General features: G+C 64.6%; 13 protein-coding genes. 8 read left to right on the forward strand and 5 right to left on the reverse strand.

The annotated features are described in order from the left end of the window. Window positions 1–122 precede the first annotated feature (122 nt). Window positions 123–1,319: an acetylornithine transaminase gene (locus tag ACQR1W_RS01495; protein ID WP_434849161.1), complete on the reverse strand. Its 1,197-nt coding sequence runs from the start codon at window positions 1,317–1,319 to the stop codon at window positions 123–125. Between the two features lie 344 nt (window positions 1,320–1,663). On the opposite strand from ACQR1W_RS01495, the gene ACQR1W_RS01500 reads away from it, so the two are divergent. Continuing rightward, complete coding sequence (locus ACQR1W_RS01500) at window positions 1,664–2,830, forward strand: DUF2336 domain-containing protein (protein ID WP_434849162.1); 1,167 nt, start codon at window positions 1,664–1,666, stop codon at window positions 2,828–2,830. A gap of 23 nt (window positions 2,831–2,853) precedes the next feature. Here ACQR1W_RS01500 and rimO read toward each other — a convergent pair whose 3' ends face one another. After that, entirely contained in the window at window positions 2,854–4,179 is a 1,326-nt protein-coding gene (gene rimO / locus ACQR1W_RS01505; protein ID WP_434849163.1) for a 30S ribosomal protein S12 methylthiotransferase RimO, read from the reverse strand. Window positions 4,180–4,291: 112 nt separating this feature from the next. Here rimO and ACQR1W_RS01510 point away from each other — a divergent pair, with 112 nt between their 5' ends. From ACQR1W_RS01510 to ACQR1W_RS01530, 5 genes are all read left to right on the forward strand, one after another. Further along, window positions 4,292–4,882, forward strand: coding sequence for an ANTAR domain-containing response regulator (locus ACQR1W_RS01510; RefSeq protein WP_008969466.1), 591 nt, complete (start codon window positions 4,292–4,294; stop codon window positions 4,880–4,882). Further along, on the forward strand, window positions 4,879–6,033 hold the full coding sequence (locus ACQR1W_RS01515) for a CmpA/NrtA family ABC transporter substrate-binding protein (protein ID WP_434849164.1): 1,155 nt from the start codon (window positions 4,879–4,881) through the stop codon (window positions 6,031–6,033). The genes ACQR1W_RS01510 and ACQR1W_RS01515 overlap by 4 nt, the downstream gene beginning before the upstream one ends. A 346-nt stretch (window positions 6,034–6,379) precedes the next feature. Beyond that, window positions 6,380–8,158 (forward strand): NirA family protein, encoded by a 1,779-nt coding sequence (locus ACQR1W_RS01520; RefSeq protein WP_434849165.1) that lies wholly within the window; start codon window positions 6,380–6,382, stop codon window positions 8,156–8,158. Continuing rightward, window positions 8,155–9,762 (forward strand): sulfite reductase subunit alpha, encoded by a 1,608-nt coding sequence (locus ACQR1W_RS01525; protein ID WP_434849166.1) that lies wholly within the window; start codon window positions 8,155–8,157, stop codon window positions 9,760–9,762. The genes ACQR1W_RS01520 and ACQR1W_RS01525 overlap by 4 nt, the downstream gene beginning before the upstream one ends. 172 nt (window positions 9,763–9,934) lie before the next feature. Next, entirely contained in the window at window positions 9,935–10,081 is a 147-nt protein-coding gene (locus tag ACQR1W_RS01530; RefSeq protein ID WP_434849167.1) for a hypothetical protein, read from the forward strand. Here the strand turns inward: ACQR1W_RS01530 and ACQR1W_RS01535 are convergent, their stop codons facing one another. The 3 genes from ACQR1W_RS01535 to pxpB are packed head-to-tail and all read right to left on the reverse strand — an operon-like array spanning window position 10,082 to window position 12,655. After that, window positions 10,082–10,852, reverse strand: coding sequence for a LamB/YcsF family protein (locus ACQR1W_RS01535; RefSeq protein ID WP_434849168.1), 771 nt, complete (start codon window positions 10,850–10,852; stop codon window positions 10,082–10,084). It abuts the gene before it with no gap. Window positions 10,853–10,889: 37 nt separating this feature from the next. Continuing rightward, window positions 10,890–11,927 (reverse strand): biotin-dependent carboxyltransferase family protein, encoded by a 1,038-nt coding sequence (locus tag ACQR1W_RS01540; protein WP_434849169.1) that lies wholly within the window; start codon window positions 11,925–11,927, stop codon window positions 10,890–10,892. Continuing rightward, the gene (pxpB, locus tag ACQR1W_RS01545; protein WP_434849170.1) at window positions 11,924–12,655 is read right to left on the reverse strand and encodes a 5-oxoprolinase subunit PxpB; all 732 of its coding nucleotides are present in this window, start codon (window positions 12,653–12,655) and stop codon (window positions 11,924–11,926) included. Before pxpB ends, ACQR1W_RS01540 begins: the two co-directional genes overlap by 4 nt. 245 nt (window positions 12,656–12,900) lie before the next feature. Between pxpB and ACQR1W_RS01550 the strand changes: the two genes are divergently transcribed. Then, window positions 12,901–13,599, forward strand: a complete 699-nt coding sequence (locus ACQR1W_RS01550; RefSeq protein WP_008972107.1) for a ribonuclease activity regulator RraA — start codon at window positions 12,901–12,903, stop codon at window positions 13,597–13,599. A 54-nt stretch (window positions 13,600–13,653) separates the two neighbouring features. Further along, entirely contained in the window at window positions 13,654–14,061 is a 408-nt protein-coding gene (locus ACQR1W_RS01555; protein WP_434849171.1) for a (R)-mandelonitrile lyase, read from the forward strand. Window positions 14,062–14,176 lie beyond the last annotated feature (115 nt).

Consider the following 14,176-nt stretch of genomic DNA (forward strand, 5'->3'; position numbering starts at 1 on the left):
GTCCGCAGGCTTTCGGCGTGTGAAGCATCCGCGCGAACCGCTCACGCTGTCTTTGACCTGGATCAAATCACAGGCTCGCGTCGATAAACGACGCGAGCCTGTTGCATTTCGAAGCGGGAGGCTCAGGCAACGCGCCGGGCGGCGCCCACCTTGGTCAGGATCGCATCGAGCAGACCTATCATCTCGACGATCTCCTCCCGCGTGACGTTCAGCGCCGGCATGAAGCGCAGCGTGTCCGCCTGCGGTGCATTCAGGAGAAGGCCGGCTTCGAAGGCTTGGCTTGCGATCGCCATGGCGATCGGCAGCTTCAGATCGAGCGCAAGCAGCAGCCCGCGGCCGCGCACCTCGCCAAGCCCGTGCCGTGCCGACAGCCGCTGCAGTTCGGCCTCGAGATAAAGGCCGGTCTCAGTGACTGATTTCAGGAAAGCCGGCTGGCCGATCTCCTCGATCACCGCAAGCCCCGCCGCACACATCAGCGGATTGCCGTTGAAGGTGCCGCCCTGATCACCATGCTCGAAGCAGGAGGCCTGCTCGGTCGCAAGCAGCGCCGCCAGCGGCACGCCGCCGCCCAAACCCTTGCCGAGCGTCATGATGTCGGGCGTGATCTCCGCATGCTCATAGGCGAATCGCTTTCCGGTTCGTCCGATGCCGGTCTGAATCTCGTCCACGATCAGGAGCAGGCCGTGTTGCCGGGTCAAAGTGCGCAGCTCGCGCAGGAATGCGTCCGTTGCCGGCCACACGCCGGCTTCGCCCTGGATCGGCTCGAGCATGACCGCGATGGTGCGATCTGAGATCAGCGCTTCGACCGAGGCGACGTCGTTCAGGCGCGCCTTGGGAAACCCAGGTACTTTCGGCTCGAACAGCGGCTCGAACGCCTTCTTGCCGGAGGCCGCCATGGTAGCAAGCGTCCGGCCGTGGAAGCCGCCGGCGAAAGTGATGATCTCATAGGCGCCGCCTTTGTGCCGCGCGCCATATTTGCGTGCGAGCTTGATCGCTCCTTCATTCGCCTCAGCGCCGGAATTGGCGAAGAAGACCTGGTCGAAGCAGGACTGATCGACCAGTGCTTTCGCAAGCCTCAGGCTGGTGTCGTTGAAATAGGCCGGGCTTGGCGTGATCAGCCGTGTTGCCTGGTCCGCCAGGGCCTTGGCCACAGCAGGTGGGGCGTGACCGAGCGCGTTCACGGCCCAGCCCTGGATGAAGTCGAGATAGCGCTTGCCGCCATCGTCCCAGAGGCGCGAGCCCTTGCCCTGGACGAACACGGTTTTCGGGCGCGCGGTAATCTCCATCAGCGCGTCATAGGGGTAGGGGGCAGTCAGCATTGCGGACACTCCTGGGCTGGGACGAGGGATGGGAATGAGCGGGGGCCAAAAGCGAGAAGGCCGCTTCCTTGCGGGAGCGGCCTTCTCGAAACCTGAAGCTGATGTGCAGCTAGCTGATCAGCATCGTTCTCGGACATGGCGCGCCCCGGCATCGTCACGACGGTGACGACGGCAAGCGGCGGCGCGGCGGTTGGTCCGAATGATGATCATGCCGTCGCCATACAGGCGGAGGTCGGGTGGTGTCAAGGTACGATCCGCCGTTGACTGAGGGCGCAAGCGGCAGAAAGGGGGGGCTCTCGCCGTCAGAACGCAATTTTACGAAACATTTAGGCAACACATTTACCATGGTTGCGATCATGGGAATGCAGGCGCTCGGGATGAGCGATGTCGATCCGAACCGAACGATCGCTGATGAAGTAGAGGCCGCGATAGCCGCGGGCTCGACGGATCGCTGCTGCGAAATGGCCGGACGCGTCGGCTCGCTGTTTGCCGCCTCGGCCGGGCATTTGGATATCGAGCAGCATGCCCTGTTCGCCGACATTTTCGAGCGGCTGGTCAACACCATCGAGCTGCGTGCACTGGCCGATGCGAGCGCGCGCATCGCGCTCGCCGAGCTGAGCGCGCAATTGGCGCCGGTGTCTCAGGCCCCGGCGCCGGTCATCCGCCGACTGGCCCGTCACGAAGACATTGCGGTCGCAGGTCCGGTGCTGTCGGAATCGCCGCGGTTGGCGGCGCCCGACCTGATCGAGATCGCGCAGACGAAAAGTGAAAAGCACCTGCTGGCGATTGCCGGCCGCTGGTGGCTGCAAGAGATCGTCACCGACGCGCTGCTCGCCCGCCGCTACCCGAGCGTCAGTCGCCGGCTGATGAAGAATCCAGGCGCGCGGATTTCGGCCGCAGGTTTCGCGGTGGTTGTCGCGCAGGCTGTTGCAGATCCGGAATTGGCCGTCATCACCGGTATCCGCGCCGACCTGCCGGCGGGCTTGCGCCTCCAGCTGTTGCGGGATGCAGCGGAGGCGGTGAGGGCGCGGTTGCTGTCGTCAGCGCCGCCGCATCTCTACGAGGAGATTCGCAGCGCGATCGCTGTCGCTGCGGCGGGCGCCGCCAGGGACATGTCGCGAGGCCGCGATTTCGCGGGCGCCAAGCTGGCGGCGGAGCGGTTGAAGAAACAGGGCAACCTCAACGAGACCACGTTGCATGAGCTTGCCACCCAGCGCCGCTACGAGGACACCATCGCTGCGCTCGCCGAGCTTTCGAAATCGAGCATCGAGGTCGTGCGGCCTCTGATGCAGAGCCTGCGCAGCGACGGCATCCTGGTCCCCTGCAAGGCGGCAAACTTGCAGTGGGACACCGTGTGCGCGGTTCTCGATAGCCGCTTCATATCAGGCGCCACCAATCCCGGCGAGCTCGACAAGCTCAGGGCGAAATATATCGCGTTGACGGCCGAGGAGGCGCACCGTCTCTTGAAGCTTTGGGCCGTACGAACGATTGCGCCGCCCAAGAAGCACTAAAAACGAGAAGCACGCTGCATCAATCAGAAGCCGGCGACGGTGCCGTGCAGGTCGTACTCGTCGGCGCGCTCGATCTTGGCCGTGACGATCTCGCCGACGCGCAGCGGACGGCGGCTGGACAGATAGACCGTCCCGTCGATCTCCGGCGCATCCGCCTTCGAGCGGCCCTTGGCCACGGTCGGGCCGACCTCGTCAACAATGATCTGCTGGCGCGTGCCGACTTTGCGCTTGAGCTTGCGTGACGAGATCTTCTGCTGACGCGCCATCAGCGCATTCCAGCGCTCCTGCTTGATCTCGTCGGGGATCTGATCCGGCAGTGCGTTCGAGGTCGCGCCCGCTACAGGCTCGTATTTGAAGCAGCCAAGGCGATCGATCTCGGCCTCATCCAGCCAATCGAGCAGATAGTTGAAATCCGCCTCCGTCTCGCCGGGAAAACCGACGATGAACGTCGAGCGCAGCGCCAGATCCGGACATTGCGTCCGCCACGCCTTGATGCGGTCGAGCGTCTTGTCCTGCGCAGCAGGACGCCGCATCGCCTTCAGCACGTTCGGGCTGGCGTGCTGGAAAGGAATATCCAGATACGGCAGCACCTTGCCATCGGCCATCAGCCCGATGACCTCATCGACATGGGGATAGGGGTACACGTAGTGCAGCCGCACCCAGGCGCCGAGTTCGCCGAGCTCCTTTGCCAAGTCGATGAACTTGGCGCGGACGGAGCGATCCTTCCATGGGCTTTCGGCATATTTCAGGTCGAGACCATAGGCCGAGGTGTCCTGGGAGATGACCAGCAGCTCCTTGACCCCGGCAGCCACCAGCCGCTCGGCCTCGCGCAGCACGTCCGCAGCCGGGCGCGACACCAGATCGCCGCGCAGCTTGGGAATGATGCAGAAGCTGCAGCGGTTGTTGCAGCCTTCAGAGATCTTCAAATACGCGTAGTGCCGCGGGGTCAGCTTGATGCCCTGCGGGGGAACCAGGTCGAGCAGGGGATCGTGCGCCGGCGGCAGCGCGCGGTGCACGGCCTCCACCACGCTCTCATAGGCCTGCGGGCCGGTGATCGACAGCACCCCTGGATAGGCCTGCTCAATCGCTTCGGGTTCCGCGCCCATGCAGCCGGTCACGATGACCTTGCCGTTTTCCGCCATGGCGGAGCCGATCGCCGACAGCGATTCCTGCTTGGCGCTGTCGAGGAATCCGCAGGTATTGACGATCACGACGTCGGCCCCGTCATGCTTGCGGGCCAGCTCGTATCCCTCGGCACGCAGCCGCGTGATGATGCGCTCGGAATCGACCAAAGCCTTGGGACATCCGAGCGAGACAAAGCTGATTTTCGGCGCTGTGGCCTGCGACATACCTGAACTGCCTGGTGAATAGGCGTCCAGCTAGTCCTAATTCCTCATAAAGACAAGGCTTTAAGCCAGCGAAGACCATGCTATGGATGGCAGCCCGGAGACCCGTCAAGCGATGACTGCCGAGCAATCGCCCAAAATCGTCATTGTCGATGAAAGCCCGATTCGTGCCGCCATCCTGCAGGAGGGCCTGCGCGAGGCCGGCTTCACCGGCGTGGTCCATATCAGCGAGATGCAGGGGCTGCTCGCGCGCATTTACGCGCTGGATCCCGACGTCATCGTCATTGATCTGGAGAACCCAAGCCGCGACGTGCTGGAGCAGATGTTCCAGGTCAGCCGCGCGGTCCGCCGGCCGATTGCAATGTTCGTCGACCAGAGCGACGCGGCCTCGATCCAGGCGTCCGTCGAGGCCGGCGTGTCGGCCTACATCGTCGACGGCCTGAAGAAGGAGCGGATCAAGCCGATCCTCGACCTCTGCATCTCCCGCTTCAACGCCTTCTCCAAGCTGCAGGACGAGCTGGAGCGGACCAAATCGGCGCTGGAAGACCGCAAGGTGATCGACCGCGCAAAGGGAATCCTGATGAAAATGAAAGGCTTCACCGAGGAGGAGGCCTATGTCCTTTTGCGCTCCACCGCGATGCGCGAGAAGAAGAAGATCGGCGAGATCGCGCAGTCGATCCTGACCGCATCGGAGATGCTGAAATGAGTGCGCCGCTTCGGATCGGTTTCATTCCCCTGGTGGACGCGGCCGCGCTGATCGTGGCGGTCGATAAGGGTTTTACGGCGGCCGAGGGGCTCGACGTCACCCTGGTGCGCGAGGTCTCCTGGTCGAATGTCCGCGACAAGCTCAATATTGGTCTGTTCGATGCGGCGCATTTGCTGGCGCCGGTGGCGATCGCCTCCAGTCTCGGCATCGGCCATGTCAAGGTTCCGATCGTTGCCCCGTTCAATCTCGGGGTGAACGGTAACGCGATCACGGTCACATCGGCGCTGCACGCTGATCTGATGGCCCATCTCGATGGCGATCGCTTCGATCCGATGGCAACCGCGCTGGCGCTCGCCCGCGTGGTGGCCAAGCGCCGCAGCGATGGCGCGGAGCCCCTGACCTTCGGCATGACCTTTCCGTTCTCGACCCACAATTACCAGCTCCGCTTCTGGATGGCTGCCGGCGGCGTCGATCCGGACGAGGACGTGCGGCTCGTGGTGCTGCCGCCGCCTTACATGGTCGACAGCATCAAGAACGGTCACGTCGACGGCTTCTGCGTCGGCGCACCCTGGAATTCGATCGCGGTCGATCTGGGCATCGGCCACATCCTGCACTTCGTGTCCGACATCCTGGTGCGGGGCGTGGAGAAGGTGCTGGCGTTGCGGCAGAGCTGGGCGGAGAAGAATTCCGACGTGGTTGCGGCTTTGATCCGCGCCTGCTCGCGGGGCGCCGATTTTATCGAACAGGACCACGCCGAGGCGGCGCAAATCCTGGCCCAGCCGGAACGGATCGGCGTCGATGCCGACGTCATCCGGCGCACGCTCGATGGCCGGTTGAAGGTCGCGCCGGATGGAGCCTTGCGCGAACACCCGCGCTATCTCCTGGTGGGGCGGGAGGGCGCCGGACGGCCTGATCCGGTGCAAGCCGCCTGGCTCTATGCCCAGATGGTGCGCTGGGGACAGACGCCGCTCAGCCCGGAGGCCCTGAAGACGGCAATGGGCGTCTTCAGGCCCGACATCTACGACAGCGCGCTTGGCCTTCAAGCCCCTGCTCAGGCGCCGGCAATTGGCGCGTTCGCCGGGCCGCCCTTCGCGGCGGACGATGTTCTGGGCCATCTGAAGGCCTTCAAGATCGGCCGCTGGACCGCCTGAGCGGGTGAGCGCACGGAAACGAGGCAGGGGCTCAAGCCGACTAGTTTTTGTGCTGACTGCCCAATTGCCGTGAGCTCGTCGCTCCGAGCCGCGTGAAGTGATTCGATCACACCGTTGATTTTTCAAGATATTTTCTGGCGCCGCAGCTGGCACGCAATTTGAATATTGCAGTGCGGTCAGCCGCCACAGATGCCGTTGACCGCAATCCATGTCGGATTTCCGCAGCAACGAAGCTGGTCGGACCGCCCCCTCAGATCGCCTCGGCACATACCGATCGGTCGAGACGTGGTCAGTTCCCAATTCCTTTGATGCCACTTGACGTGGCCGCAGGAGCTTCGTCGCGATCATGAAAATCGAAACGCTCTCAGTCGACTTCACCGACGAGCAGAAGCGCTATCTGGAAGGACTTGCCGCCGGCCTCAAGGTCAGCCAGGCGGGCCGCGCCGTCGGCGGCAGCTCTGCACTTGCGGAGCCGACCGGGCCTGACGCCATCCACATCAAGGCGCAGGACAGGGTGATCGCGGCCGGCAAGAAGCTTGCCGACCAGGAGAAGTTCAAGCGCGAGCTGCATCCGTTCGACGCCTATGAGCGGCTCAAGGAGCAGGCGCGCAGCAATGCCGCGCCGTCGGGGGCCGACAATTTCCGCTGGCGCTATTACGGGCTATTCCACGTGGCCCCGGCACAGGATTCCTACATGTGCCGGCTGCGCATTCCGAACGGGATTATGAAGCACTGGCAGCTGTCGGGCTTGGCCGACCTCGCCGAGCAGCTCTGCGGGCCCTACAGTCATGTCACCACCCGCGCCAATCTGCAGCTGCGTGAGATCCCGCCTAAGCATGCCGTGGCGCTGCTCGAGGGCATCCAGGAGTTGGGGCTGTGCTCCCGCGGCTCCGGCGCCGACAACATCCGCAACGTGACGGGCACGCCGACTGCCGGCATCGATCCGCAGGAGCTGTTGGACACGCGCCCCTACGCGCGCGAATGGCACTATCACATTCTCAACGACCGCTCGCTCTACGGGCTGCCGCGCAAGTTCAACGTCGCCTTCGATGGTGCCGGCAAGATCGCCGCCCTCGAAGACACCAACGACATCGCCTTCTCGGCGGTCGAGGTGAAGGACGGCTTTGGAGTCGAGGCGGGAGTTTGGTTCAAGCTCGGCGTCGGCGGCATTACCGGGCACAAGGATTTTGCCAAGCCGACCGGGATTGTGGTCAGGCCGGAGGAGGCCACCGCCGTGGCGGATGCCATCGTGCGGGTCTTCATCGAGACCGGTGATCGCACCAATCGCCTCAAGGCGCGGCTCAAATATGTGCTCGACAGCATGGGCGTGGACAAGATGATGGAGGCGGTCGAGGCGAAGCTCGGCCGCAAGCTCGCGCGCGTGCCGGAGGAGGCGCTGCTACCGCGGCCTGAAGCCGATCGAATGGCCCATGTCGGGGTGAACGAGCAGAAGCAGGCGGGGCTGAACTGGATCGGCGTGGTGCTGCCGGTCGGCAAGCTTACCTGCGCGCAGATGCGCGGGCTCGCCAAGGTCGCCCAGGACCTCGGCGACGGCGAAATCCGACTGACCGTCTGGCAGAACCTTTTGATCTCAGGCGTGCGTGACGAGAATGTCGCGCTGGCGAGCGCCGCGATCGAGCAGATTGGCTTGTCGGTGCAGGCGTCGCAGATCCGCGCCGGCCTGATCGCCTGCACCGGCAATGCCGGTTGCAAGTTCGCGGCGTCGAACACCAAGCGCCATGCCGCCGAGATCGGCGACTGGTGCGAGAGCCGGGTTGGAATCGATACGCCGCTCAACATCCATTTGACGGGCTGTCATCATTCCTGCGCCCAGCACTACATCAGCGATATCGGCCTGATCGCGGCGAAGGTGCCGGTTGGCGACAGCGACGACACCGTCGAAGGCTACCACCTGTTCGCCGGCGGCGGATTCGGGCCGCAGGCCGAGATTGGCCAGGAGGTCTATCGCGATCTCAAGGCCGAGGATGCGCCGCGCACTGTCGAGAAGCTGCTCAAGGCCTATCTCGCCCATCGCGCCTCTCCAGACGAAACCTTCCTGACATTTGCCCGCCGGCATGACGGCGAAACCCTGCGCAAGCTTGCCGAAGCTGAGGTGTCCGCATGAACCAGATCACGCCGCCGTCCAAGATCGAGATCATCCCGCCCGGCGCGCCATTCTCGGACGCGCAGCGCGCCTGGCTGAACGGCTTCCTCGCCGGCGCCCTTGGGTTCGACGGCTCGGTCCCGCTGTCGTCCGCGCAGAATGGCGCGGTGCTGGCGCCAGCGGGCGAGGTCGATGATGGCGAAGAGCCTTGGCACGACCAGACCCTGCCGATTGCCGAGCGCATGAAGCTGGCCGAGGGGCGCCCCTTGCGCCGGCGGATGATGGCGGCTATGGCGCAGCAGGATTGCGGCCAGTGCGGCTACAATTGCCGCGACTATTCGGAGGCGATTTCCAGCCGCAGCGAGGCGCGGCTCAATCTCTGCGTCCCCGGCGGCAAGGAAACCGCGCGGATGCTCAAGACACTCCACGAAGAGCTCGACAAGGCGCCGGAGGCCACGAAGCCGTCCAAGGAGGCGCCCTCGTCGGCGAAGGTATCGGTGGTCGTGAGCGAGCCCGGCCGCTCGCGGGACAATCCGGTCGAAGCGACCTTCCTGTCGCGCCGGCTTCTCAACAAGCCCGGCTCGGAGAAGGAAACGTGGCACATCGAGTTCGATCTTGCTGAGAGCGGCCTCGACTATGTCGTGGGCGATTCCTTCGGCATCTTCGCGCAGAACGATGTGGGGCTGGTCGACCAGATCATCGCGCTGCTTGGCGCGTCCCATACCACCGAGGTCAGAGGCAAGACGCTGCGGCAGTGCCTGATCGAAGACGTCTCGCTGTCGCCGGCCCCCGACACGCTGTTCGAGCTGATCTCCTTCGTCACCGGTGGCACGATCAGGGAAAAGGCGCGGCGCCTGGCGCAGGGCGAGGATCCCGATGGCGACGCCGCGACGCTGGACGTGATGGCGGTCTTGCAGAAGTTCTCCGGCGTCCGGCCGCATCCGGAAGCGTTCATCGAGGCGCTGGAGCCGCTGCAGCCGCGGCTCTATTCGATCTCATCGTCGCACAATGCGACGCCAGGCAAGCTCTCTTTGACCGTCGACAGCGTCCGTTACGTCATCGGCAAGCGCAAGCGGCTCGGGCTTGCCTCGACCTTCCTCGCTGAGCGCATCAATCCCGGCGACCAGGTCAAGGTCTATGTACAGAGGGCGCACGGCTTCGCGCTGCCGGCCGACCCCAAGACGCCGATCATCATGGTCGGGCCCGGCACCGGCATCGCTCCGTTCCGTGCCTTCCTGCTCGATCGCCGGGCAGCGGGCGCGCCGGGCAAGAACTGGCTGTTCTTCGGCCATCAGCGCTCGGATTGCGATTTCTTCTATGCAGATGAGCTCAACGCAATGAAGACGTCGGGGCTGCTGACGCGCCTGGCGCTCGCCTGGTCGCGCGACGGCGAGAAGAAGTTCTACGTCCAGGACCGGATGCGCGAGGTCGGCCGCGAGGTATGGAACTGGCTCGCCGAAGGCGCACACCTCTACATCTGCGGCGATGCCAAACGCATGGCCAAGGACGTCGAGCGTGCACTGGTCGATATCGTGACCCAGTTCGGTGCGCGCTCGACTGACGAGGCTGTCGCATTCGTCGGGGAACTCAAGAAGAAGGGCAGGTTCCAGCTGGACGTGTACTGAGGCCGCTCTGCCCCGAAAGATCGGGGCAAGGAAATTCTCAACTGCGGAACCGGGCGAGAATTTTTTCACAAGGCCGGAACCGCAGGGAGGGGGATCGTCGTTATTTTGCCGGTTGTCTTGCACCCGGCCGCGAGAACGCTTTTCTCATGACCGGAAATTCAGGAGGCCGGTCATGCGGATGTCGTCAGCGCCCTTACGTCAGATGCAAACGCGAAGCGCCGAGCGCGTCGGCGCGGCATGGCCGGTCGTTGCGTTTTTCAGCGCCTTTGCCCTGATCGCGGCGATCACGCTCGGCACCGCCTCTGTTCACCCGTTCTGACTACGGCGCCGTTTTGAACGGCGCCACCTTGATACCGGCGGCATCCAGCGCCTTGCGTACCTCGCGGGCGATCTCGACTGCACCTGCAGTGTCGCCGTGAATGCAAACCGTGTCGGTGCGCATCTTGATGACCTTGCCGGTCACCGACACCACCGCACCATCCTGAACCATGCGCACCACGCGATCGGCGATCACCTCGGGATCATGCAGCACCGCGCCCGGCTTGCTCCGCGACACCAGGAGGCCGTCATCGCCATAGGCGCGGTCGGCAAACACTTCATGCACCATCGGCAGGTTGGCCTTCTCACCGGCCTGCACCAGCCTGGAATTGGCGAGCACGACGAAAATCAGGTTCGGGTCGACGGCCTTGATCGCGCTGGCGATCGCGTTTGCGGTCATGTCGTCCTCACAGGCGACATTGGACAGCGCGCCATGGGCCTTCACATGCGTGACCTTATAGCCCGCGGCGGTCGCGATCGCCTGCAGCGCCCCGATCTGATAGGCGACGAGATTCTCGATCTCCGATGATTTCAGGCCCGGCACCGGGCGCCGGCCGAAGCCGTGCAGATCGCGATAGCCCGGATGCGCGCCGACGCTGACGCCGTGCGCCTTCGCCATCTCCACCGTCTTGCGCATGATGTCGGCATCGCCCGCGTGGAAGCCGCAGGCGACGTTGACCGAGGTGGCGAGCTCGATCATCGCGGCGTCGTTGCCCATTTCCCAGGGACCGAAGCTTTCACCGAGATCGCAGTTCAGATCGATGGTTGTCATGGCATGGGCCTCGTCAGAGTTGGGTGATGGGCTGGCCTTAGTCCGGCGTCACCGTGAGCCAAGTCGCGGGATCGGTGGCACTCACCGCTGTCCCCGCGACGTTCGCGCTGAACAGTGTATCGAGATTGAGATCGGTATTCACGACCTCGCTGACGCGATCAGCCAGGCTGCGCAGTAGATCCGTGAACTTGCGCAGCTCGGCCTGCGCCTCGGCCATTGTCACGGCCGCAAACCGAAACGCCGTTCCTGCAGGGGTCTGTGCCAGCCGGCCATAATCAGCGGTGATGACCGTCGCGATCTTGGGGTAGCCGCCGCTGGTGCCGCGGTCCGACATCAGGACGATCGGGCCGCCGCTGCCGGTGACCTGGATGCTGCCATCGACGGTGCCGTCGGAGACGATGTTGTGACCATGAATGTGCCGGATCGCGGGGCCCTCGAGCCGATAGCCCATGCGGTCGCTGGTCGCCGAGATCTTCCACTCACTGTCGAGAAACAGCGCCTTCATCTCGTCGTTGAACTCGTCGTCCTGCGGTCCCATCACGACCCGGATCGGACCAGTGGATGGCTTGGGCAACTCGATCCTACGCTCGATGACGTCGCCAACCGATTTGGCCTCCAAGACATCACCGGTCTGGAGCGGGCGCGGATAGGGGCTGCCGAGGCCGGCGCGCGCATTGACGGACAGGCTGCCGAACACCGCTTCGCCGGCAATGCCGCCTTCGATCGCGAGATAGCTGAACGAAGCGCCGCGCGCGAAACCGAGTGTCAGGGTCTCGCCGTCAGCGAGGGTCATCGACGTATCGACCTTGACCGGACGCTTGGCGATGTCGGCCGGGCGCGGTGCGCCCGCCAGGCTCACGCGCACGGCGCCGCCCTTGGCGGTGAAGGCCGCACCGAATGGTCCGATCTCGATTGCGGCCGCGAGCGGTGCGTTGCCGACCAGCGCATTCGCGGCCGCCAGCGAGAGCTTGTCCATCGCGCCGGACGGCGTGAGGCCATAACGCTGAGCCCCGAAGCGGCCGCCGTCCTGAACGGAGCTTGCCGGACCGATGCTGGAGACGACGAGCTTGCTCATGCCGCGATCCGCTCGGCGATGATTTCGCCGGCGGCTGCGGCGCGCTCCTGCTCGGTGAACATCTTGATGTCGACGTCGTAGAACGTCACCTCGTCGCCCGGCTCGAGCAAAAACGTCGGCTGGCGATGCAGCTGATAGGTCCGCACGGGCGTGCGTCCGAGCAGGTGCCAGCCGCTTGGACCGGCGAGGCATTGAATGCCGGTCTGGATGCCGCCGATCGCGATCGTGCCCGCAGGGGTCAGCAGCCGCGGGCTCTCGCGCCGCGACATGTGCAGGAACTTGTCGAGTCCCGAAAGATAGGACCAGCCCGGCGTGAAGCCGATCATCGCAACGCGATAGCGGCCAGCCGCATGGCGCGCGACGATATCGTCCGGCGTCGTATTCAGCGACTTCGCAACGTCTTCCAAATCAATGCCGTTCTCGCCGCCGTAGCAGACGGGAATGCGCCAGCGCCGCGTCGTGGCTTCCAGCGCAAGCGGGCCGCTCGCGCGTGCGAGCAATTGTGAGCCCAGCGCGTCGTAGTCGATCACCAGGGGATCATAATGTACCAGCAGCGAACGATAGGTCGGCACCGTCTCGGTGATACCTGCAATCGGAGTTGCTGAAAGCGCGCGATCCAGTGCAAGCACCTTGCGGTTGGCCGTGTCATCGATGGTGCGGCTGAACTCGACCGTGATGGCGCTATCGCCACTGGGCAGCAGGCGAGGGGGTGGAAGCGTGTCGGCCATGGCCTCTGGAACGTCAGCGATCGATTGCTCCTGCTGTAGCCTCTTTTCGCCGCGAGCGGAATTGGTTCACGCGAAAATCTGTCGTTAGTTCAATAAATTAAACCGATGTCGTGCGATAAATCGGCTTTATCGCGCGCGTGCATGACACCATCCGTTGAACGCGTGACAGCAGCCCTTGACGCTGACGCCGCTCCCCGCAAGATGCGCGCGCATGTCTCATCCTCCATTGGAGCCGAAGTCCGACGATGTCCCTGACCCCCGAAGCGATCGCCATCCTTTCCAACGTCACCACCGCGACCATCACCACGGTCCTGCTCAAGAAGGGATTGCGAAACGTCTGGATGCGCGGCGCCCGTCCGCTGCGGCCGGGACAGAAGCGGCTGGTCGGGCCCGCCTTCACCCTGCGTTTCGTCCCGGCGCGCGAGGATCTGGCGACCCCGGAATCCTGGGCCTCGCCGATCTCGACCCGGGCCGCGATCGAGGCGATGCCCGAAGGCTGCATCGCGGTGGTCGATGCGATGGGCACCAAGGACGCCGGCATCTTCGGTGACATCCTCTGCGCACGCATGGTCAAGCGCGGCGTCGCCGCGCTGATCACCGACGGCGTCGTGCGCGACCTCGAAGGCGTGCTCGGCACCGGATTGCCGGTGTGGTGCGATGGTTATGCCGCGCCGCCCTCGGTCGCCGGACTCACCTTTGTCGGCTGGGGCGAGGCGGTCGGTTGCGGCGGCGTCGCGGTGTTCCCCAACGACGTGGTGGTTGCCGACCAGGATGGCGCGGTGCTGATCCCGCAAGCGCTGCTCGACCACGTGCTGGCCGAGGGACCGGAGCAGGAGCGCATGGAGGCCTGGATCGTCGATGAGGTCAACAAGGGCGCGGTGCTGCCCGGTCTCTATCCGATGAATGCGGAGACCAAGGCGCGCTACGCCGCGTCGAAGAAGTGAGCTGACAGAGCAATCCAAGGGCAAATCGAAGCGCAAGCAGGACGAGGAAACGTCATGGTCGATATCTATCTCGCGGGTTCGCGCCCGACCCGCCAGGCTCCGGCGGAAAGCTTCACCGGCACGGTCTGGCAGGACCCGATCATCACGCCGCAGGCGCCGGCGCGCGTCGCGTCGGCGCGCGTGGCCTTCGAGCCTGGCGCACGCACCGCGTGGCACACCCATCCGCTCGGCCAGACACTCTACGTGATCCAGGGCGTCGGCCGGGTGCAGGCCAAGGGCGAGCCGGTCCGCGAGATCAAGGCCGGCGACGTGGTCTGGATTCCGCCGGGCCAGAAGCACTGGCACGGCGCGGCGCCGACCACTGGCATGGTTCACGTCGCGATGCATGAATCGCTCAACGGCGAGCATGTGACCTGGATGGAACATGTCACCGACGAGGAATATGCGACCTCGGTCGGCTGAGACTGCGGTCTGCCATTGAGAGCGTCCGGACCGTGCGGCTGAGATGGCTGCGCTCTACTTTTTGGCGGTTTTGCCAAACGGAGCCCATCTGTTTGGGGAGTTCTGTTCGCCTCGT

The sequence above is a fragment of the Bradyrhizobium sp. HKCCYLS1011 genome (assembly GCF_051167795.1).
Taxonomy (GTDB): domain Bacteria; phylum Pseudomonadota; class Alphaproteobacteria; order Rhizobiales; family Xanthobacteraceae; genus Bradyrhizobium.